Origin of the sequence: Amycolatopsis sp. MEPSY49, assembly GCF_051337345.1 — a bacterium.
Classification (GTDB): domain Bacteria; phylum Actinomycetota; class Actinomycetes; order Mycobacteriales; family Pseudonocardiaceae; genus Amycolatopsis.
Genome location: NZ_JBDLYJ010000010.1, coordinates 269,039 through 290,796 on the forward strand (window position 1 = coordinate 269,039; position 21,758 = coordinate 290,796).

At 71.3% G+C, this 21,758-nt stretch carries 15 protein-coding genes; 9 read left to right on the forward strand and 6 right to left on the reverse strand.

The window, feature by feature from the left end; translation table 11 throughout:
• Positions 1 to 64: 64 nt before the first annotated feature.
• Together metX and ABFJ78_RS36655 are read right to left on the reverse strand one after the other, a co-directional pair.
• A complete protein-coding gene (gene metX, locus ABFJ78_RS36650) occupies positions 65 to 1,171 on the reverse strand; it encodes a homoserine O-acetyltransferase MetX (protein ID WP_436391957.1) in 1,107 nt (368 codons plus the stop codon).
• The gene (locus tag ABFJ78_RS36655; protein WP_436391959.1) at positions 1,168 to 2,478 is read right to left on the reverse strand and encodes a bifunctional o-acetylhomoserine/o-acetylserine sulfhydrylase; all 1,311 of its coding nucleotides are present in this window, start codon (positions 2,476 to 2,478) and stop codon (positions 1,168 to 1,170) included. Before ABFJ78_RS36655 ends, metX begins: the two co-directional genes overlap by 4 nt.
• 164 nt (positions 2,479 to 2,642) lie before the next feature.
• Here ABFJ78_RS36655 and rdmE point away from each other — a divergent pair, with 164 nt between their 5' ends.
• A complete protein-coding gene (gene rdmE / locus ABFJ78_RS36660) occupies positions 2,643 to 4,184 on the forward strand; it encodes an aklavinone 12-hydroxylase RdmE (protein ID WP_436391961.1) in 1,542 nt (513 codons plus the stop codon).
• Here rdmE and ABFJ78_RS36665 read toward each other — a convergent pair.
• Positions 4,181 to 4,801 (reverse strand): class I SAM-dependent methyltransferase, encoded by a 621-nt coding sequence (locus ABFJ78_RS36665; protein ID WP_436391963.1) that lies wholly within the window; start codon positions 4,799 to 4,801, stop codon positions 4,181 to 4,183. The two genes, rdmE and ABFJ78_RS36665, sit on opposite strands and share 4 nt — an antisense overlap.
• A 50-nt stretch (positions 4,802 to 4,851) precedes the next feature.
• On the opposite strand from ABFJ78_RS36665, the gene ABFJ78_RS36670 reads away from it, so the two are divergent.
• Both ABFJ78_RS36670 and ABFJ78_RS36675 read left to right on the forward strand, forming a co-directional pair.
• A complete protein-coding gene (locus tag ABFJ78_RS36670; RefSeq protein ID WP_436391965.1) occupies positions 4,852 to 6,399 on the forward strand; it encodes a PucR family transcriptional regulator in 1,548 nt (515 codons plus the stop codon).
• A 158-nt stretch (positions 6,400 to 6,557) separates the two neighbouring features.
• Entirely contained in the window at positions 6,558 to 7,478 is a 921-nt protein-coding gene (locus tag ABFJ78_RS36675; protein ID WP_436391967.1) for a zinc metalloprotease, read from the forward strand.
• Between the two features lie 54 nt (positions 7,479 to 7,532).
• On the opposite strand, the gene ABFJ78_RS36680 is transcribed toward ABFJ78_RS36675, so the two are convergent.
• Positions 7,533 to 8,468, reverse strand: coding sequence for a zinc-binding dehydrogenase (locus ABFJ78_RS36680; RefSeq protein WP_436391969.1), 936 nt, complete (start codon positions 8,466 to 8,468; stop codon positions 7,533 to 7,535).
• Positions 8,469 to 8,640: 172 nt separating this feature from the next.
• Between ABFJ78_RS36680 and ald the strand changes: the two genes are divergently transcribed.
• Entirely contained in the window at positions 8,641 to 9,756 is a 1,116-nt protein-coding gene (gene ald, locus ABFJ78_RS36685) for an alanine dehydrogenase (protein WP_436391971.1), read from the forward strand.
• A 56-nt stretch (positions 9,757 to 9,812) separates the two neighbouring features.
• Here the strand turns inward: ald and ABFJ78_RS36690 are convergent, their stop codons facing one another.
• Complete coding sequence (locus ABFJ78_RS36690; protein WP_436391973.1) at positions 9,813 to 10,484, reverse strand: response regulator transcription factor; 672 nt, start codon at positions 10,482 to 10,484, stop codon at positions 9,813 to 9,815.
• Positions 10,485 to 10,935: 451 nt separating this feature from the next.
• Here ABFJ78_RS36690 and ABFJ78_RS36695 point away from each other — a divergent pair, with 451 nt between their 5' ends.
• From ABFJ78_RS36695 to ABFJ78_RS36710, 4 genes are all read left to right on the forward strand, one after another.
• Positions 10,936 to 11,952, forward strand: coding sequence for an ABC transporter ATP-binding protein (locus ABFJ78_RS36695; RefSeq protein ID WP_436391975.1), 1,017 nt, complete (start codon positions 10,936 to 10,938; stop codon positions 11,950 to 11,952).
• Entirely contained in the window at positions 11,952 to 12,836 is an 885-nt protein-coding gene (locus tag ABFJ78_RS36700; protein ID WP_436391977.1) for an ABC transporter permease, read from the forward strand. The genes ABFJ78_RS36695 and ABFJ78_RS36700 overlap by 1 nt, the downstream gene beginning before the upstream one ends.
• A gap of 95 nt (positions 12,837 to 12,931) precedes the next feature.
• On the forward strand, positions 12,932 to 16,678 hold the full coding sequence (locus tag ABFJ78_RS36705; protein ID WP_436391979.1) for an ABC transporter ATP-binding protein: 3,747 nt from the start codon (positions 12,932 to 12,934) through the stop codon (positions 16,676 to 16,678).
• A 192-nt stretch (positions 16,679 to 16,870) separates the two neighbouring features.
• The gene (locus ABFJ78_RS36710) at positions 16,871 to 17,473 is read left to right on the forward strand and encodes a DUF4291 domain-containing protein (RefSeq protein WP_436391981.1); all 603 of its coding nucleotides are present in this window, start codon (positions 16,871 to 16,873) and stop codon (positions 17,471 to 17,473) included.
• Here ABFJ78_RS36710 and ABFJ78_RS36715 read toward each other — a convergent pair.
• The gene (locus tag ABFJ78_RS36715; RefSeq protein WP_436391983.1) at positions 17,470 to 17,742 is read right to left on the reverse strand and encodes a hypothetical protein; all 273 of its coding nucleotides are present in this window, start codon (positions 17,740 to 17,742) and stop codon (positions 17,470 to 17,472) included. The genes ABFJ78_RS36710 and ABFJ78_RS36715 overlap by 4 nt on opposite strands.
• Before the next feature lie 258 nt (positions 17,743 to 18,000).
• On the opposite strand from ABFJ78_RS36715, the gene ABFJ78_RS36720 reads away from it, so the two are divergent.
• Positions 18,001 to 21,708, forward strand: a complete 3,708-nt coding sequence (locus ABFJ78_RS36720) for a multifunctional oxoglutarate decarboxylase/oxoglutarate dehydrogenase thiamine pyrophosphate-binding subunit/dihydrolipoyllysine-residue succinyltransferase subunit (protein ID WP_436391985.1) — start codon at positions 18,001 to 18,003, stop codon at positions 21,706 to 21,708.
• Positions 21,709 to 21,758 lie beyond the last annotated feature (50 nt).

The following is a 21,758-nucleotide window of genomic DNA, read 5'->3' on the forward strand; positions in this document are numbered from 1 at the left end:
TCGCGGCGAAGCGGGCACGGTCGTCCGTCCGGGGACGGCTTGTGGCCGTACGCCCGGGGACGTACTAACCCAGCAGCGCCTTCACCAGCGCCGAGATCTGGCCCGTCTCGATGAGGAACGAATCGTGGCCGTACGGCGACGACACCACCGACGGCTCCGGCGCCCCGGGGATGCCCGCGGCGATCTCCGCCGACTGGTACAGCGGGTAGAGCCGGTCGCTGTCGACGCCCCCGATCACCGTCCGGGCCGTCACCCGGCCCAGTGCCGCCGCCACGCCGCCGCGGTCGCGGCCGACGTCGTGGGTGTTCATCGACTCCGTCAGCACCAGGTAGCTGTTCGCGTCGAACCGGCCTGCCAGCTTGTCGGCGTGGTGGTCCAAATAGGACTCGACGGCGAACCGCCCGCGCCGCAACGGATCTTCGTCGCCTTGGTACGTCCGGCCGAACCGCTGGGCCAGCTCCGGCTCGCTGCGGTAGGTGACGTGCGCGATCCGGCGCGCGATGCCGAGCCCCCGAAAAGGTCCCTCGGGCGACGAGTAGTAGTCGCCGCCGTGGAAGTGCGGGTCCGACCGGATCGCGTGCAGCTGCGGTGCCGCCCAGGCGATCTGCTCGGCCGACGCCCGCGCCGTCGACGCCAGGACCAGCACCGACGCCACGCGGGCGGGCAGCGTCACCGCCCACTCCAGCGCGCGCATCCCGCCCATCGACCCGCCGACGACGGCCGCCCAGCGGTCGATGCCCAGCGCGTCCGCCAAGACGGCTTCCGCGGCCACCTGGTCCCGGACCGTCACGACCGGGAACCGGCTGCCCCACGGCTTCCCGTCGAACTCCGACGAGGGTCCGGTCGAGCCCTGGCACCCGCCGAGGACGTTCGGGACCACGACGAAGAACTCGCCGGTGTCCAAGGCTTTCCCGGGCCCGATCAGCCCGTCCCACCAGCCCGCGCTGGGGTGGCCCGGCACCCGCGGCCCGGCCGCGTGGCTGTCACCGGTCAGCGCGTGTTCGACGAGGACCGCGTTGGACGCGTCGGAGTTCAGCGTCCCCCACGTCTCGTACGCGATCGTGAAGGACGGCAGCACGCCACCGGCCTCCAGCGCGAGCGCGCCGGGGCCGGTGACGAACTGCCGGCGGCCCGGCGGGTCCCCGGCCCGCCAGGCACCGGTAACGGTCACAGTTCCGCCTTGGCCGCCCGGAATCCGGCCTCCAGGTCGGCCTTGAGGTCCTCGATCCCCTCCAGCCCGACGGCGATCCGGACCAGGCCCGGCGTGACGCCGCTGGCGAGCTGCTCCTGCGGCGCGAGCTGGCTGTGCGTGGTCGACGCCGGGTGCACGATCAGGCTGCGGACGTCGCCGAGGTTCACCAGCTGGCTGTGCAGCTCGGTGCCGTCGACGAACTTGCGTCCCGCTTCGACGCCGCCGCGCAGGTCGAACGACAGGACCGCGCCCGCGCCGCGCGGCAGGTACTTCTGCGCCGCCGCGTGGTACGGGCTCGACGGCAGTCCGGCGTAGTACACCTTCTCGACCTCGTCACGCTGCTCGAGCCACTCCGCGAGCGCCTGCGCGTTCTGCACGTGCCGCTCGATGCGCAGCGACAGCGTCTCGATGCCCTGCAGGATCAGGAAGCTGTTGAGCGGGGCGATCGCCGCGCCGGTGTCGCGCAGGAGCTGGACGCGCGCCTTCGCCGCGAACGCGCCCGGGCCGAGCGCCTCCCAGTACTTCAGGCCGTGGTAGCTCGGGTCGGGCTCGTTGAAGCCCGGGAAGCGACCCGGATCCTTGCCGAAGTCGAACGTGCCGCCGTCGACCAGGACGCCGGCGATCGTCGTGCCGTGGCCGCCGAGGTACTTGGTGGCCGAGTGGATCACGACGTCGGCGCCGTGCTCGATCGGGCGCACCAGGTACGGCGTCGGGATGGTGTTGTCGACCAGCAGCGGGACGCCGGCTTCGTGCGCGGTGTCGGCGACGCCCCGGATGTCGAGGACGTTGCTGCCCGGGTTCGCGAGCGTCTCGGCGAAGAAGAACTTCGTGTTCGGCCGGACCGCGGCGCGCCACTGCTCGAGGTCGTCCTGGTCGTCGATGAACGTGACCTCGATGCCGAGCTTCGGCAGCGTGTAGTGGAAGAGGTTGTAGGTGCCGCCGTAGAGCGACTGGCTCGAGACGAAGTGGTCGCCCGCGCCCGCGAGGTTGAGGATCGCCGCGGTGGTCGCCGCCGAGCCGGACGCGAACGCCAGCGCCGCGACCCCGCCTTCGAGCGAGGCGACGCGCTGCTCCAGCACGTCCTGGGTCGGGTTCATGATCCGCGTGTAGATGTTGCCGGGCTCGGCGAGGCTGAACAGGTCGGCGCCGTGCTGGCTGTCGCGGAAGACGTACGACGTCGTCTGGTAGATCGGCGTCGCCCGCGCGCCCGTGGCCGGATCCGGCGCGGCGCCCGCGTGGATCTGCCTGGTCTCGAAGGACCACGCCGAGGTGTCGTCCGCGCTCATCGGTTCTCCTTGCGGCTCAAGGGGTCTGGTGGTTCGAAGCTACTTCGGCCGAACGGAGTACCCAACCGTTCCCACGTCCTGGGAGGCAGGTCTTCTTGTCAATCTAATCTCTTTGTGTCTAAGATATTCACACAGGGAGATTCACGGACTGGGAGGAAGTCATCATGGAGCGGGTGCAGGTGCTGGTCGTGGGGGCCGGGCTGGGCGGACTGTCGGCGTCGCTGTTCCTGGCGAGGGAGGGAGTGGACGTGCTGACCGTCGAGCGGCACGCCGGAACGTCGGTCCACTCGCGGGCCGCCGGGCAGAACTGGCGCACGATGGAGCTGTTCCACTGGGCAGGAATCGACCGCGAGGTGCTCGAAGTGAGCCCGCGGGCGTCGCAGGGGCTGCGGATCACCGTCGCGACCAGCCTGGCGGGCCGGGTCCTGCACCGGCTCATGGAGGACGGGAGCGAATTCGACGTCTCGGCGTCGACGACGATGCAGGCCGGGATGGCCGGGCAGGACGTCGTCGAGCCGATCCTGCTGGCGCACGCGGAGAAGGCGGGGGCGCGGGTGCGGTTCCGGACCGAGCTCGTCGACCTGGCGCAGGACGACGACGGCGTCACCGCGACCTTGCGCCACCGCGACTCGGGTGAGGAGACGGTGGTGCGCGCGGACTACGTCGTCGCCGCCGACGGCGGCCGCAGCGGCATCCGGGCGCGGCTCGGCATCGGGACCACCGGCCTCGACGCGCTGAGCCACTGCCTCGGCGTGGTGTTCGACGCCGACCTCGGCGACCGCGTCCAGGCCGGCGTGACGGACCTCTTCTACCTGCAGCACGGCGATTTCACCGCCGGGCTGGTCAACACCGACGTCCCGCACCGGTACGTCTTCGCGCCGGACTACTTCCCCGAGAAGGGCGAAAGCCCGGCGGACTTCACCCACGACCGGCTGGTCTCGATGATCCGCGCGGCCACCGACCTGCCGGACCTGGAGCCGGAGATCGTCTGGACCGGCTCGTGGGAGGTCGCGGCCCGGCTGGCCGACCGGTTCCGCGCCGGCCGGGTGTTCCTGGTCGGCGACGCGGCGAAGGTGACCCCGCCGACCGGCGGCCAGGGCGGCAACACGGCGGTCGGCGACGGCGCGGACATCGCGTGGAAGCTCGCCGCGGTGCTGCGCGGCGAAGCAGGTCCGGCGCTGCTGGACACCTACGAAGCCGAGCGGAAGCCGATCGCGCGGATGATCATCGACACGTCACTGCACAACATGAAGCAGCGCATGCACCCGGACCTCGACGTCTCCGGGATCGGCGAGCCGGAGGACATGCTGAACGCCATCCTCGGGTTCCGCTACCGCTCGACGGCGGTGCTGCCCGAGGAGCCGGACGACGGGTCGCGGGTCGAGGACGTCCACGCGCCGACCGGACGCCCCGGCTTCCGGGCGCCCGGCCTCGCGTCCACTGTGGACCTGCTGGGACGGTCGTGGGTGCTGCTGTGCGCGGGCGACGGGTCGCGGTGGGCCCCGGCCGCGGCCGACATCGCGGCCGAAACCGGCGTCCGCCTCGAGTGCCACGCGCTCGACGACATCGCTTCCCGCTACGGCCTTTCGACGGGCGGCGCGACGCTCGTGCGTCCGGACGGCATCGTGGCGTGGCGGGCGAAGGAGCCGGTCGACGACCCCGCCGGCGAGCTGTGGCGCGCGCTGACGGCCGTGCTGTCACGCTAGCGACGGCCCAGGACCCAATGGAAGGTGGCCGGGCCTTCGGGCTCGTGCATGGTGACGGTTTCGTCGACGACGAGCGTGAACCCGGCCACCTCCAGCAGGCTCCGGTTGCCGTCCGGGGCGTGGCTGCTGAAGAACATGGGCGTGCCCAGCCAGTCGTCCTCGATGCCGTTCATTTCGCTGCACCCCAGCGCGGCCAGGAACCAGCCGCCAGGCCGCAGCCAGCGCGCGATCCGCGTGAAGAGCGCGCCCTGCTCCTCGCGCGGGACGTGCAGCACCGAGTAGAACGCCGTGACGGCGTCGAAGCTGCCGTCCGGAAAGGACACCGCGGCCATGTCCGCCTTCTCGAACCGCGCGTCCGGGACGTTGCGCCGCGCGAGGTCCAGCTGCGCCGTGGACAAGTCGACGCCGAGGACGTCGTGGCGCTCGGCGAGCAGTTTCGTGCACGGCACACCCGCGCCGCAGCCGAGGTCGAGCACCTCGGCGCCGTCGTCGAGCCGGTCGGTCAGCTCGGCCAGGAAGCGCAGCCGCGGGTCGTCCGCGATCCGCGCGCTCCACTCGAGATAGCGCTCCGCCGAGCTGTCGTAGCCGGATTCGACGATCTTCCGCGCGTCGCTCACCGTTTCGACCCTACCGAGCCGTCCAGTGGTTTCTCGGCCAGAATGATCCGGTGGTCTCGGTGCGCAGCGTGGTCGACCGGGTGGGGCCGACGCTGCTCCACGCACTCCAGGTGCCCGACGACTCCCCCGCCGTCGCCGACGTCGTGATCGCCGAGCCCGGTGGCGCCGTCGCCGCCGGCGATCTCGTGCTCGGCGTCGCCACCACCGGCCCCGAAGACGCCGCCCAGCTGGTGAAGCAGAGCGCCGAACAGGGCGCCGCCGCCGTGTTGCTGAAGCCGCCGCTCGCCGCGAAACCGGCCGTCAAGCGCGCCGCGAAGGCCAGCGGGATCGCGCTCGTCCAGGTGCACGCCGCGACGTCGTGGGCGCAGCTGGTGTGGCTGCTGCGGACCGTCCTCGACGCGCTCGCCGACGAGTCCGAGGACCTCGACCCCGGCTCCGGTGACCTGTTCCGGCTGGCCGACGCCGTCGCGTCCGTTGTGGACGCGCCGGTGACCATCGAGGACACCAACTCCCGCGTGCTCGCCTACTCCGCGCGCCAGGACCTGACCGACCCCGCGCGCGTCGCGACGATCATGGGCCGCCGCATCCCCGACGACGTGCTCGCGCGGTTCCGGTCGCGCGGGGTGTTCCGCGAGCTGTCCCGCGGCCGGCAGACGATCTTCGTCCCGGCCCAGCGCGACGGCACGCTGCCACGGCTGATCGTGCCGATCCGGATGGGCGGCGAGCTGCTCGGGTCGATGTGGGCGGTGGTCGCCGGGCCGGTGTCCGACGAGCGCGCGGCCGCCTTCGCCGACGCCGCCCCGGTCGTCGCGCTGCACCTGCTGCGGCGCCGCGCGCACACGGACGCGCAGCGCCGCGCGTCGGCCGAGCTGCTGCGCGGCGTGCTCGAAGGCCGGGCGAACCCGCGCAAGGCGATGGCCGAGCTGGACCTGTCCGACGAGCCGCACCGCGTGGTCGTCATCGAGGTCACCGGCGGCGACGGGCGTGACGCCGAGGGCCTGCGGCTCGCCCTGCTCGAACGGATCTCCCAGGGCATCGGCCACCGCCCGGTGGCGACCGAGCTGGGCGGCCTGCTCTACGCCGTGGTCCCCGACCGGCCGGGCCCCGGCGGCTGGGCGGAGCTGCGCAAGGCGTTGACGACGACGTCGTCCCGGCGCGGCGGCGCCCCGCGAGCCGCGGCCGGCGCGCCCGGCGAGATCGGCGACCTCTCCGTGTCGCGCCTCCAGGCCGACGAAGCTCTGGGCCTGCTGCGCGCGGAGCTGCTCGGCGAGCGCGTGATCACGTTCGACGAGGCCTGGACGGCGTTGACGCTGCACCGCGGCGCGACGGCGGCGGCCGGGGCGAAGGTCGCGGAGCTCGGCCCGTTGAGTGCGGTGCGCGCGCACGACGAGTCGGGCAAGGCCGGCTACGTCGAGACGCTCTACGAGTGGCTGCGGCACCCCGGCGACCCGCGCGCGGCGGCGCGGGAGCTGCGGATCCACCCGAACACCCTGCGGTACCGGATGCGCAAGCTCCTCGAACTCGTCCCGATGGACCTCGACGACCCGGACGTCCGGCTGGCCTTGATCACCCAGCTGGTGGCGCTGCGCTGGAGTTAGGCCGTTCGGCTCAACGCGTGTCGTATGCACTACTCCGCATGGATCGCGCCGAACGTTCCGATTGTCTTTTCCAGCCGAAAGGTGGTGGATTCCGGTGATCGGCTGACGCACCTTCTTCGCAGCACCCGGGGTGGCCGGGTCGTCGCAGAGGAGTCTCCATGAGCAGTTCGGAGCGGTTCCGCCGGGCCGTCAAGCTGGGCGCGGTGTCCGCGCTCTCCCTGGTCGCCCTGGTCGTCCCGGGCACCACGACCGGCAGCGCCGTCGCGGCGCCGTCGGGCGACTGCTTCACCCCGACCCAGTCGGCCGACCGCAGCAAGGACGGTCACGCCGACAGCCTGTCCCCGGCCGAAGCGGCCCGCGTCGAGGCGGACATGCAGAGCAAGCTCGCCGGCAAGCGCACGGCACTGACGGCGAAGGCCGCGGCGGCCGTGTCGATCCCGGTGTACTTCCACGTGATCACGAGCGGCTCGACGGGCAACCTGCCGGCGTCGACGATCACCAAGCAGATCTCGGTGCTCAACAGCGCGTACGCCTCCAGCGGCTACAGCTTCTCGCTGGTCAGCACCGACTACACGAACAACTCCACCTGGTACAACGGCATCACCGACGGCACGTCGGCCGAGCGCAACATGAAGAACGCGCTGCGCAAGGGCGGCAAGAACGCGCTGAACATCTACACCGCCAACCTCGGCGACGACCTGCTCGGCTGGGCGACGTTCCCGTGGAACTACAACTCCCAGCCCAAGATGGACGGCGTGGTCATCCTCGACGAGTCGCTCCCGGGCCGCTCGGCGACGAACTACAACGAGGGCGACACGGCCACCCACGAGGTCGGGCACTGGATGGGGCTCTACCACACGTTCCAGGGCGGCTGCTCCGGTTCGGGCGACTACGTGTCGGACACCCCGGCCGAAGCGACGGCGACGTCCGGCTGCCCGGCGAACAAGGACACCTGCACGTCGACGGGCAAGGACCCGGTGCACAACTTCATGGACTACAGCTACGACGGCTGCATGTACGAGTTCACCCCGGGCCAGGCCACGCGGATGAACAGCTCCTGGTCGGCCTACCGCGCCTGACGTTCGGTTCCTGAAGGGCACCCGCACGGCTTTCGCGGGTGCCCTTCACGGCGTTCAGGCGACCAGCAACGTCTTGCCCACCGTGGTGCGGGATTCGATCGCCGCGTGGGCATCCGATGCCTTCTCCAGCGGGAAGCGCTGGCCGATCACCGGGACCAGCCGTCCGGCGGCCGCTTCGGACAACGCCGACTCCGTGTACGCCCGCATGTCGGCCGGGCTCCCGATCGAGCGCACCAGCGTGACCCCGTGCGCCGCGGCGTCCTCTTCGGACACTTCCGCCCACGAGCCGCCCGCCAGGCCGTACACCGCCATCCGGCCGCCCGGCCGCAGCAGCCCGAACGCCGCCGTGCCGATCGCCCCGCCCACGCCGTCGAACACGACGTCCACCTCGCCGGCGCGCGCGGCCCAGTCCGGCGCCAGGTAGTCGACGACGGCGTCCGCGCCCTCGACGCGGGCCACCTTCGCCGGCCCGCCCGCCGCGCCGACCACGAACGCGCCCGCCGCCTTCGCCAGCTGCACCAGCAGGCCGCCGACGCCGCCGGCCGCCGCCTCGACCAGGACTCGATCGCCCGGGCGCACGCTGGTGGCATGCACCAAGCCGGTCGCGGTGCGGCCGTCCGCGAGCAGCGCCACCGCCGCGTCGAGGTCGAGGGCGGCCGGGACCGGGAACACCGCCGAAGCGTCCACCGCCACGCGCTGGGCGTATCCGCCGGAACCGCCGGTCGACGTCACCACCCGCTGCCCGGCCAGGCCCGGATCGACGCCCTCGCCGACCGCGCTGATCACGCCGCCGACGCCGTTGCCCGGGATCAGCGGCGGCTCCGCGCGGAACGGCCCGGGAGCACCCGCCCGGAACTGCGTCTCGACGAACGTGGTGTTCGCGAACGCCACTTCGACCAGCACCTGACCGGGCCCGGGGACCGGGTCGGGCGCGTCCCCCGGGACCAGCGCTTCCGGCCCGCCGAACTCCCGCAACCACACAGCTCTCATGCGGCCACGCTGCAACCTCCAGTGAGGTCGAAGTCAACACACTTGTCCTCCGGGCACCATGAAACCGCCGGAGAAATGTCTGCCCAGCACGATGACACCGCCGTCCGGGTGGTTCACCGTGAGTGGCAACACCGCCTTGCATCCGGACGCAGACCGACCCAGGAGGCCGACCGTGCGTATCGCCGTTCCCCGTGAAATCAAGAAGCACGAATACCGGGTCGCGCTGACCCCGGCCGGGGTCCACGAGCTGGTCGGCCGCGGGCACGACGTCTTCGTCGAGACCGGCGCGGGCGTCGGTTCGTCCATCACCGACGAGGAGTACGTCGCCGCCGGCGCGAAGATCCTCGCCACCGCCGACGAAACGTGGGCCGAGGGCGAGCTCGTCCTCAAGGTCAAGGAGCCGATCGCGGAGGAGTACCCCCGGCTGCGCGCCGACCAGGTCCTCTTCACCTACCTGCACATCGCTGCCGACCGCCCGCTGACCGACGCGCTGCTGGCCGCCGGCACCACCGCGATCGCGTACGAGACGGTGCAGACCGCGACCGGCGCGCTCCCGCTGCTCGCCCCGATGTCCGAGGTCGCCGGCCGGCTGGCCCCGCAGGTCGGCGCGTTCTCGCTGATGAAGCCGAGCGGCGGCCGCGGTGTCCTGCCCGGCGGCATCCCCGGCGTGCACCCGGCGCGCGTCGTCGTCATCGGCGGCGGGGTGGCCGGCCTGAACGCCGCCCGCGTCGCGCTGGGCCTCGGCTCGGACGTCGAGATCCTGGACACGAACGTCGACCGCCTCCGCCAGATCGACAACGACTTCGGCGGCCGCATCCGCACGGTGACGTCGAACCGGCTGTCGGTCGAGGAAGCCGTGCTGCAGGCCGACCTGGTCATCGGCGCGGTGCTCGTCCCCGGCGCCAAGGCGCCGAAGCTGGTCTCCAACGAGCTCGTGGCTCACATGAAGCCAGGCAGCGTGCTCGTCGACATCGCGATCGACCAGGGCGGCTGCTTCGCCGACTCGCGCCCGACCACGCACGACGACCCGACCTACACCGTGCACGAGTCCGTCTTCTACTGCGTCGCGAACATGCCGGGCGCGGTCCCCCGGACGTCGACCTACGGCCTGACGAACGTGACGCTGCCGTACGCCGTGCAGCTGGCCGAGCACGGCTGGAAGGCCGCGCTCCAGGCGGACGCGGCGCTGGCGAAGGGCCTCAACACCCACGCGGGCGCCTTGACGAACGGCCCGGTCGCGGTGGCCCACGACCTGCCCCACACGGCGCTGGAGACGGTGCTCGCCTGACCTTTCTCCCCGAGCGGGTCCCTGTCGTTCGCCGGCAGGGGCCCGCTCTTCTTCGTTCAGGCGCTCGTCACGTGGTACCCGGCCCCGCGGACGGTCCGGATGGTCTCGGCGCCGAAGGGGACGTCTATCTTACGCCGTAAGGCACTGACGTGGACCTCGACCAGGTTGGCGGTCGCGGAGGCGGCGAAGTCCCAGAGGTTGTCGAGCAGTTCGGCCTTGGTGACGACCTGCCCGGGCCGTTGCATGAGGTAGGCGAGGAGGGCGAACTCCTTGCCGGTGAGGGTGATGTCGGCGGTGCCGCGCCGGCAGGTCCGCCCGGCCTGGTCGAGTTCGAGGTCACCCAGCTTGAGGACCCCCGCCCGGGTGGCGCCCCCGCGCCGGATGAGCGCGCGCAGCCGCGAAAGCAGGACACCGTAGGAAAAGGGCTTGGGCAGGAAGTCGTCGGCGCCGGTGTCGAGGGCTTCGATCTCGTCGTCCTCGCCGTCCTTGGCGGTGAGCATGAGGATGGGGGTGGCATCGCCCTGCTCCCGCAGCCGGCGGCAGACGCGGTAGCCGTTCAGGCCGGGCAGCATGATGTCGAGAACGATGGCGGAGTAGGGGTGTTCCCCGGCGAGCCAGAGAGCATCCCGCCCGTTGTGGGCGACATCGACGGCATAGCCCTCGGCCCCGAGCCCGGCCCGCAGCGCCTCGGCAAGCCGCCGTTCGTCTTCCACGAGCAAGATCCGCACCACGCAACGATGCCACACGCAGGCACCCGACCCCGCAACGCAACCACGGCCCCACGAGACCACCCCGAAAAGCCGCGGGGAAGGCACCGTGGGGGTCCGGGGGCTCGGCCCCCGGGAGAAACGGGATGAGCCGAGCGAAGGGCGAAGCCCGAAGCAGAGACGAAGGGGCGACCCGCTCAACCAGCCTGGGGGTCACTGGGAGCGGGCCGCCGATATCTAGCTTAGAGGTGTCCGGCGGAGTTCGCTGCACCGGGTCGGCAAGTCACACGAATTCTTTACCAAGTTGATCTGAGCGCCCCGGGAAATCCTCTGGTCAGCCCGCCGACGTCGGCTCGGGGCGGTCGCGGAACGTGACGAAGGTCGCTCGGCGCGGGTTCCGGCGTTCCGTGCGCGCGGGCCGCGCCGGTAGGGCAGGATGACGCCGCATCAAGCGGGAACGTTAGGGGACGGTATGCACGACGGCAGTGGCCGGATTGTGGTGCAGAACCTGAGCAAGCAGTTCGGCGCGGTGAACGCCGTGCAGAACCTCAGTTTCACGGTCGAGCCGGGTTCGGTGACGGGCTTCCTCGGCCCGAACGGCGCCGGCAAGACGACGACGTTGCGGATGCTGCTCGGGCTGGTCACACCGACGGCGGGGCAGGCGACCATCAACGGGCGCCCGCACTCGCAGCTGGGCAACCCGGCTCGGGTGGTGGGCTCGGTGCTGGAGAACGAGGGGTTCCACCCGAGCCGCACGGCGCGCAACCACCTGCGGGTGTACGCGGCGGCGATCGGCGTGCCGGACCGGCGCGCGGACGAGGTGCTCGGCCTGGTGGGCCTGGGCAGCGCCGCGGACCGGAAGGCGGGCGGGTTCTCGCTCGGCATGCGGCAGCGGCTGGCGCTGGCGACGGCGCTGCTGGGTGACCCGCAGGTGCTGGTGCTGGACGAGCCGACGAACGGCCTCGACCCCGAAGGCATCCTGTGGCTGCGCAACTTCCTGCGCTCGTACGCGCGGGAGCAGCGCCGGACGGTCCTGGTCTCGAGCCACCTGCTCAACGAGGTCGAGCAGCTGATCGACCAGGTCGTCATCATCAGCCAGGGCGTCACGCGCTACTACGGTTCGCTCGACCAGCTGCGCAAGAGCCAGCAGTCGCGCGTGCTGGTGCAGCCGGCGGACCCGTCGGCCCTCGTGAAAGCGTTGCAGGAGAACGGCATCACGGCCGTTTCGCCGACGCCGGACGGCCGGGTCGCGGTCGCCGGGTCGAGTGTCCAGCAGATCGGGGACATCGCCGCGAAGGCCGGGATCGCCGTCTACGGGATGCAGGAGGACCACGCCGATCTGGAGCGGATGTTCTTCCAGCTGACGCAGGGTCAGTACACCGGCGGGCCGGGTCACCCGCCGCAGCCTCAGTACCAAGGCCCGCCGCCGCCCGGCTATCCGCCGTCGGGCCCGCAACAGCAGCAGTACCGGGGAGGACCGCAGCGGTGATGGGCAACCTGATCAAGGCGGAGTTCCGCAAGACGCTCTCACTCAAGACGTGGTGGGTGCTGCTGATCCCGCTGGCGCTGGTGGCGTTCTGGCTGACGTTCGCGTGGGGCAAGATCACCAACGACTTCGCGGACTTCCTGAGCACCGACAGCGACGCCCGGCAGGTCACCCGGCTGATCGGCCTGGACCCGGGCAGCGTGCCGGTGGGGCTGCTGGCGCTGGCGCACGGCGTGAACATCGCGCAGCTCGTCCCCGGGCTGTTCGGCATCTTCGCGCTGGCCGGCGAGTACCGCAGCAAGACGATCACGACGACGTTCCTGACCGCGCCGAACCGGATTTCGGCGCTGACGGCGAAGATGCTCACCTACGTCGGGTGGGGCGCGATCTACGGTCTGGTCAGCTTCGGCGTCTCGGCGGTCGCCGTCATGTCGTCGGTCGACTCCGGCCGCTGGCCGTCGGCGGGCCAGTGGCTGGCCGCGCTCGGCGGGACGGTGCTGGCTTCGGTGCTGGTGACGCTGTTCGGCATCGGGTTCGGCGCGGTGCTGCGGAACGTGCCGCTGGCGGTGGTGCTGTTCCTGGTGTGGTTCCTGATCGTGGAGAACGTCCTGGTGATCCTGTTGTGGGGCCAGACGACCCTGCTGGGCGGGATCCTGCCGAACGGCACCGCGAACGGGATCGTCGGCGGGATCGCGGCGGACGCGTTCGGGTTCAACTCGCTCAACCTGCCCGACGACGTCAACTCGGGCGCGCAGCTGCTGCTGCAGTACACGGCCGCGGCGCCCGGCGTACTCTCCTGGTGGGCCTCGGCGCTGATCTTCTTCGCCTGGACGATGGTCTTCTTCGGCCTGGGCTGGGCGGGCAACCAGAAGCGCGACATCACCTGAGTTCACCCGTCCGTGGAGCCGTCTCGAAGGCGTCGAGACGGCCTCCACGGCTTTCCGGGAAATATTTTGTCGGTGGCGGCGCTTAGTGTTGCAACGTGACCACCGCTCCGCCCCGCTCCCGTCAAGAGCTCCCACCCGCTGAGACCGTCGGCTGGGTCCGCCGGCTGTCCGCCGCGGCCTGGGAGCACCGCGCCATCGTCGTGCTGTCGCTGCTCGCCGCCGTGTTCAGCGTCGGCGTGCAGGCCGCGAGCCCGCTGCTGGTGCGCACGGCGGTCGACGACGCCGTGGCGGGGCGGACCGGTGCGCTGCCCGGGATCGCCGTCTTCCTGGTGGCGCTGCAGCTGGTCGCGTTCGCCACCGCCTTCCTGCGCCGCTACTTCGGCGGGAAGCTCGCCCTCGACGTCCAGCACGATCTGCGCCAGCGCGTCTTCAACGCCGTCTCGCGGCTGGACGGCGGCAAGCAGGACGCGCTGCGCACCGGCCAGGTCGTCTCGCGCGCGATCTCGGACCTGCAGCTGGTCACCGGGATCCTGATGCAGGTCCCGCTCTCGTTCGGCTCGGTGATCTTCGCGCTGCTGTCGTTCGCGGCGATGCTGTGGATGTCGCCGGTGCTGACGCTGATCGCGCTGGTCGTCACGCCCGCGGTCGGCGTCGTCATCGCCCGCAGCCGCAAGCGGCTGTTCCCGGCGACGTGGTCGGCGCAGCAGCGCGCGGCCGACGTCGCGCAGCAGGTCGAAGAGACCGTCACCGGCGTCCGGGTGGTCAAGGGCTTCGGCCAGGAGGCGCGGGAGGTCTCGAAGCTCGAAGGGACCGCGCGCAAGCTGTTCGCGGAGCGGCTTCGCGCGGCGAAGCTGTCAGCGGTGCCGACGGCGACGACCGCGGCGCTGCCCGCCGCGGGCCAGGTCGCCGTGCTCGGCATCGGCGGCGTCCTCGCGCTGAACGGCTCGATCACGCTCGGCACGTTCCTCGCCTTCGCGACCTACCTCGCGACGCTGATCGGGCCCGCCCGGATGCTGTCCGGCCTGGTCGTGCAGGCCCAGCTGACCCGCGCGGGCGCCGAGCGCGTCTACGAGCTGATCGACGCGCAGCCGGAGGTCGTCGACTCCCCCGGCGCGCGGCCGCTGCCGTCGGGCCCGCTCGGGGTCGAACTCGACGACGTCCGCTTCGGCTACACGCGCACCGAACCGGTGCTGGCCGGCCTCTCGGTCACCGCGAACCCGGGCGAAACCCTCGCGCTGGTCGGCACCGCGGGGTCCGGGAAGTCGACGATTTCCCTGCTGCTGCCCCGGTTCTACGACGTGCACGCGGGTTCGGTGCGGGTCGGCGGCCTCGACGTCCGGGACGTGCCGCTGCGGCAGCTGCGGCAGGCGATCGGTGTCGTGTTCGAGGAGGCGTTCCTGTTCTCCTCGTCGATCCGGGAGAACATCGCCTACGGCCGGCCGGACGCGAGCGAGGAGGAGATCGTCGCGGCGGCCCGCGCGGCCGAAGCCGACGAGTTCATCCGCGCCCTGCCGGACGGCTACGACACGCTGGTCGGCGAGCGGGGACTGACGCTGTCGGGCGGCCAGCGGCAGCGGCTCGGGCTGGCCCGCGCCCTGATCACCGACCCGCGGATCCTGGTCCTGGACGACGCGACGTCGGCCATCGACACCGTCACCGAGGCGGCGATCCACGACACCCTGCGCTCGGTCACGGCGAGCCGGACGACGCTGCTGATCGCGCACCGGCGCTCGACGCTGGCGCTGGCCGACCGGATCGCGGTGCTGGACGAGGGCCGCGTCGTCGACGTCGGCACCGAAGCCGAGCTGCTGGCGCGCTGCCCGCTGTTCCGCGAACTGGTCGCGGGTCCGGGCGACGACGTCGAGGAGAAGCACCGCTGCGAGGGCCTGGACTGCGGCCAGGACGGCATCACGCCGGCGCTGTGGCCGCGGGACGAGAGCCGCGACGAGGTCGACGACCTGGCCGACGCCGCGCGGCAACGCAGTGGCGACCCGAACAGCAGCGGGTTCGTCGGCGGGGGCGGCGGCCTCGACGTGCCGCCGACGCCGGAGCTGATCGAAGGCGTGCGCAAGCTGCCCGCCGCGGCGGACGAGCCGCGGATGTCCGATGTGGACGTCACGGCGCCCGACCCCGGCTTCCGGCTGGCCCGGCTGCTGCGCCCGGTCCGCTGGCCGCTCACGCTGGTCATCGGGCTGGTGGCGGCGGACGCGCTGGCGTCGATCGCGCTGCCTGGGCTGTACCAGTTCGGCGTCGACCACGGCGTGCGGCCGGGCGTCGAGTGGATGGTGTGGCTCGCCGCCGGGATCGGCGCGCTGGTGATCGCGGCCGACTGGCTGGTCGTGTTCGCGCAGACGCGGCTGACCTCGCGGGTCGGCGAAACGGTGCTGTACGCGCTGCGCGTCCGCAGCTACGCGCACCTGCAGCGGCTCGGGCTCGACTACTACGAGCGGGAGCTGTCCGGGAAGATCATGACCCGGATGACGACGGACGTCGACGCGCTCTCGACGTTCCTGCAGACCGGCCTGGCCACCGCGGTGGTCAGCGCGCTGACGCTGGCCGGCATCACGGCGGCGCTGCTGGTCACCGACGCCGGGCTGGCGCTGTTCGCGCTGGCCATGGTGCCGGTGCTGGCGGTGGCCACGGTGATCTTCCGGCGGGCGGCGTCGAAGGCGTACAACGAGGCCCGCGAACGGGTCAGCGTCGTCAACGCGGACATGCAGGAGAACGTGAGCGGGCTGCGCGTCGCCCAGGCGTACACGCGCGAAGACCGTTCCGCGGAGGCGTTCGCTTCGCGCAGCGACGACTACCGGCGCTCGCGGCTGCGGGCGCAGCGGTACGTCGCGACGTACTTCCCGCTGGTGGCGCTGCTGTCCGACCTGGCGACCACGACGGTGCTGGTCGCGGGCGCGAACCGCGTCTCGGCCGGGACGCTGTCGGCCGGCGTGCTGCTCGCGTTCCTGCTGTACCTGCAGCAGTTCTTCTCGCCGATCCAGCAGCTGTCGTCGGTGTTCGACGGCTACCAGCAGGCGCGCGTCGGCCTGAACCGGATCGGCGACCTGCTGCGGACGCCGACGTCGGTGCCGGCGGCGGAGAACGCGGTGGCGGTGCCCGAGCGGCTGCGCGGCGAGGTGTCGTTCAAGGAGGTCGACTTCGCCTACGCCGGCACGGACGCGCCGGCGCTGGCGGAGTTCTCGCTGGACGTCGCGGCCGGCGAGACGATCGCGCTGGTCGGCGCGACGGGCGCGGGCAAGTCGACGGCGGTGAAGCTGGTGGCGCGCTACTACGACGTCACGGGCGGCGAAGTCCGGATCGACGGCACGGACGTCCGCGAGTACGAGCTCGCCGGCCTGCGGCGCCGGATGGGCGTGGTGCCCCAGGAGGCGCACTTGTTCTCGGGCACGGTGGCGGACAACGTCCGCTACGGCCGCCCGGCGGCCTCGGACGCGGAGGTCGAGGCGGCGGTCCGCGCGGTGGGGGCGTTCGACGGGGTGGCGGCCCTGCCGGCGGGCTTCCTCCAGCCGGTGGGCGAGCGAGGCCGCTCGCTGTCGGCGGGCCAGCGCCAGCTGGTGGCGCTGGCCCGGGCGGAGCTGGTGGACCCGGACGTGCTGCTGCTGGACGAGGCAACGGCGGCGCTGGACCCCTCGACGGAGGCGGCGGTCCTGCGGGCAACGGAGACGGTCGCCCGCCGCCGCACGACGTTCGTGGTGGCCCACCGCCTGGCAACGGCGGCGCGGGCGGACCGCATCGTGGTTCTGGACCACGGCCGCATCGCGGAGACGGGAACGCACGAGGAGTTGCTGGCGGCCCAGGGCCTGTACGCCCGCCTGTGGGCACTGGGCTGAGCGGGGGCGACCGCGAGGCCGGGGGACGCAGGGCCGGCGGGAGCTGGGCCTGGGGACCCGGGCCAACCGCCACTGCGGCGACCCCATCACCGGCAGCCGGACTGAGCGGCCGGGCCTTCGCCGGCAACCGCCGCCGGGCTGAACGCCGAAAGTCCGTGGCCGAGGTCACGCCGCGCTGGGAGCATGGCGGACATGTTCGAAGAGAAGCGGGTCCCCGACCGGCAGATCCGGGCCGTCCAGACCGACACGACCGTCCGCGTCTACCAGGCCTACTCGCCGTCGATCGCCGACGCCGCGCTCGAGAAGCAGACCTTCGTCGAGCCGTTCAAGCGCGATCGGATGACGTGGATCAAGCCGTCGTTCCGGTGGATGGCCTATCGCTGCGGCTACGGCAAGAAGCCGGGCCAGGAGCGCATCCTGGCGATCGACATCACCCGGGCCGGCTTCGAGTGGGCGCTGGCGCACGCGGCCCTGAGCCACCCGCGGCGCGACCAGGCCAAGGACGCGTGGAAGCAGGAGCTCAAGACCAGCCCGGTGCGCATCCAGTGGGATCCCGAGCGAGACCTCTACCACACCGCGCAGAACTTCCGGGCCATCCAGATCGGCCTCGGCGGCGAGGCCGTCGACCACTACGTGGACGAGTGGATCACCGCCATCACCGACGTCACGCCGGTCATGCGCGACATCTCCGGCCTCCTCGCCACCGACCAGCTCCACAAAGCGGTGAAACTCGTCCCCCACGAGCCGCCCTACGAACTCCCCGCAGACCTCGCGAAGGCGATCGACGCCTCCTAAGGCAGCGCCCGCCACTTCAGCGAACCCATCCCCGCCGCCTCGACGTCCGGGCGCGATGCCCACCTGACCGTCCCCGGCCGGACGTGGACCCCGGCCCCCACCAGCCAATCCGGCTCGTCCGGCTCGACCCACTCCATCTCTTCGAAGGCCGCCGGCGTCGGCCAGACCGCCGCGCACGAGTCGCACGTCAGCACGACCGTGCCGGACTCCGTCACCAGCGGCCGCACCAGGCCCTGGTCCCAGAACGAAGGACATTCGACCAGCCACATCCCGCCAGTGGAACCCGCCGCGGTGAACGACCGGCGGCCACCGGGAGAAGCCGGACGAAAGAGACCGCGAACCCTGTACCGGGTCCAGCGCTTAAGGTTCCCTTAGCACATCTTGATCGAGTCAGTGACCGATCCCCTAGTGCGCCACGCCTCACACAGGCCGGTTCCATCACATCGCGGTCACCGAGGGGGTTAGCCTGGTAGGCGCATCAGCGGATTCATGATCGAGATCGAGACGGATAGAGGCGAGCCCAAGCCGTGTCCAGCAGCAGCCCTGCGTCACAGTTCGGCCCCAACGAGTGGCTGGTCGAAGAGATGTACGACCAGTTCCTCGCAGACCCTTCCTCAGTCGATGCCGCCTGGCACGACTTCTTCGCGGACTTCAAGCCGACGCAGAACGCGCAGGCCAAGGCGGACAACGCCCGGCAGCAGCAGGCCGACGCCAAGCCGGCCACCAACGGCCAGGCCTCCCAGCCGTCGGCCGGAGCGGTGCGGAACGCCGAGTCGGCGGCCAAGCAGGCCGCCCCCGCGAAGGCCGAGCCGAAGGCGGCGCCGAAGCCGGAGCCGAAGGCGGCCCCCAAGCCGGCCGCCAAGGCGGAGCCGAAGGCCGACGCCAAGAAGGAAGAGCCGGAGTCGAAGCAGCTGCGCGGCGCCGCGGCCGCCATCGCGAAGAACATGGACGCCTCGCTGAGCGTCCCGACGGCGACCAGCGTGCGCGCGGTCCCGGCGAAGCTGATGGCGGACAACCGCATCGTCATCAACAACCACCTCAAGCGCACGCGCGGCGGCAAGATCTCCTTCACGCACCTCATCGGGTACGCCATGGTGCGGGCGCTGAAGGCCTACCCGAACATGAACCGGCACTACCAGCTGATCGACGGGAAGCCGTTCGCGGTCACGCCGGAGCACGTCAACTTCGGGCTCGCCATCGACATGAAGGGCAAGGACGGCTCCCGCACGCTCGTCGTGGCCTCCATCAAGGGCTGCGAGGACATGTCGTTCCTGCAGTTCTGGCAGGCGTACGAGGAGATCGTCAAGAAGGCCCGCAACAACAAGCTGACGGCCGACGACTTCTCCGGCACGACGATCTCGCTGACCAACCCGGGCGGCATCGGCACCAACCACTCGGTGCCGCGCCTGCAGGCCGGCCAGGGCGCCATCATCGGCGTCGGCGCCATGCAGTACCCGGCGGCGTTCGAGGGCACCAGCGAGAAGACGCTGGTCGACCTCGGCATCAGCAAGATCATGACGCTGACCTCGACCTACGACCACCGCATCATCCAGGGCGCGGAGTCCGGCGAGTTCCTCAAGCGCATCCACCAGCTGCTGCTCGGCGAAGACGGCTTCTACGACGACGTCTTCACCAGCCTGCGCCTGCCGTACGAGCCGATCCGCTGGGTCGCCGACATCCCGGACGGCCCGGTCGACAAGACCGCCCGCGTGATCGAGCTGATCGACGCGTTCCGGATGCGCGGCCACCTGATGGCCGACACCGACCCGCTGAACTACCGCCAGCGCAGCCACGCCGACCTGGACGTCCTGTCCCACGGCCTGACGCTCTGGGACCTCGACCGCGAGTTCCCGGTCGGCGGCTTCGCCGGCCAGGAGCGGATGAAGCTGCGCGACATCCTGGGCGTGCTGCGCAACTCCTACTGCCGCACGGTCGGCATCGAGTACACCCACATCCTCGACCCCGAGGAGCGCCGCTGGATCCAGGAGCGCGTCGAGATCCCGCACGAGAAGCCGGACCCCGCGGTCCAGAAGTACGTGCTCTCGAAGCTGAACGCCGCCGAGGCGTTCGAGACGTTCCTGCAGACCAAGTACGTCGGCCAGAAGCGGTTCTCGCTGGAAGGCGGCGAGACGGCCATCCCGCTGCTCGACACGCTGCTGGACAAGGCCGCCGAGCACGAGCTCGACGAGGTCGTCATCGGCATGCCGCACCGCGGCCGCCTGAACGTGCTGGCCAACATCGTCGGCAAGCCGATCAGCCAGATCTTCCAGGAGTTCGAGGGCAACCTCGACCCCGGCCAGGCGCACGGTTCCGGTGACGTGAAGTACCACCTCGGCGCCGAGGGCAAGTACTTCCGGATGTTCGGCGACGGCGAGACGAAGGTGTCGCTGACGGCGAACCCGTCGCACCTGGAGACCGTGGACCCGGTGCTCGAGGGCATCGTCCGCGCGAAGCAGGACCTCCTGGACAAGGGCGGCGAGGGCTACACCGTGCTGCCGGTCCTGATGCACGGCGACGCGGCCTTCGCGGGCCAGGGCGTCGTCGCCGAGACGCTGAACCTGGCGCTGCTGCGCGGGTACCGCACCGGCGGCACCGTGCACGTCATCGTCAACAACCAGGTCGGCTTCACGACCGCGCCGGAGCACTCGCGCTCGTCGCAGTACGCCACCGACGTCGCCAAGATGATCGGTTCGCCGATCTTCCACGTGAACGGCGACGACCCGGAGGCCGCGCACTGGGTGGCCAAGCTGGCCGTCGAGTACCGGCAGGCGTTCCACAAGGACGTCGTCATCGACCTCATCTGCTACCGCCGCCGCGGGCACAATGAGGGCGACGACCCGTCGATGACCCAGCCGGCGATGTACGACATCATCGACACGAAGCGCTCGGTGCGGAAGACCTACACCGAGTCGCTGATCGGCCGCGGCGACATCTCCGTCGAGGAGGCCGAGGCCGCGCTGCGCGACTTCTCGAGCCAGCTGGAGCACGTCTTCAACGAGGTCCGCGAGCTGGAGAAGCACCCGGCGAAGGCCAGCCCCTCCGTCGAGGAGGAGCAGCAGGTGCCGGCGAAGGTCCCGACGGCGATCACCGACGAGACGCTGCAGCACATCGGCGACGCGTTCGTGAACGTCCCGGAGGGCTTCACGCCGCACCCGCGCGTCAAGCCGGTCATGGAGCGCCGCCACAAGATGTCGCGCGAAGGCGACATCGACTGGGCCTTCGGCGAGCTGCTCGCCTTCGGGTCGCTGGCGATGGAAGGCCGGCTGGTCCGGCTGTCCGGCCAGGACTCGCGGCGCGGCACGTTCACCCAGCGGCACTCGGTGTTCATCGACCGCAAGACCGGCCAGGAGTACGCGCCGCTGCAGAACCTGGCCGACGGCCAGGGCCGCGTGATGATCTACGACTCGGCGCTGTCGGAGTACGCGGCCGTCGGCTTCGAGTACGGCTACTCGGTGGCCAACCCCGAGTCGCTGGTGATGTGGGAAGCGCAGTTCGGTGACTTCGTCAACGGCGCGCAGACCGTCATCGACGAGTACATCTCCTCCGGCGAGGCCAAGTGGGGCCAGCGCTCGGACGTCGTGCTGCTGCTGCCGCACGGCCACGAGGGCCAGGGCCCGGACCACACCTCCGGCCGCATCGAGCGGTTCCTCTCGCTGTGCGCGGAGGGCTCGATGACGGTCGCGGTGCCGTCCACCCCGGCGAACTACTTCCACCTGCTGCGCCGCCACGCGCTCGACGGCATCCAGCGCCCGCTGATCGTCTTCACGCCGAAGTCGATGCTGCGCAACAAGGCCGCCACGTCGGCGACCACGGACTTCACCGGCGAAAGCCGCTTCATGTCCGTCATCGACGACACGACGCCGGACCCGGCGAAGATCCGCAAGGTGCTGCTGACCTCCGGGAAGCTGTACTGGGAGCTGGTGGCCGAGCGGACGAAGCGCGAGGCGGACGACGTCGCGATCGTGCGGATCGAGCAGTACTACCCGCTGCCGAAGAAGAAGCTGGTGGCGGCGCTCGAGCGCTACACCAACGCTTCGCAGGTCGCGTGGGTCCAGGAGGAGCCGGAGAACCAGGGCGCGTGGCCGTTCTTCGGGCTCAACCTGCCGCGGAAGTTCCCGGAGCTGTTCTCGAAGCTGGAAGTCGTGTCGCGGCGCCCGATGGCGGCGCCGTCGGCCGGCTCGTCGAAGGTGCACGAGGTCGAGCAGAAGGCGCTGATCTCGAAGGCGTTCGACTGATCGCTTGAACACGACGAAGGCCTCCTCCCGGTTCGCCGGCGGGGAGGCCT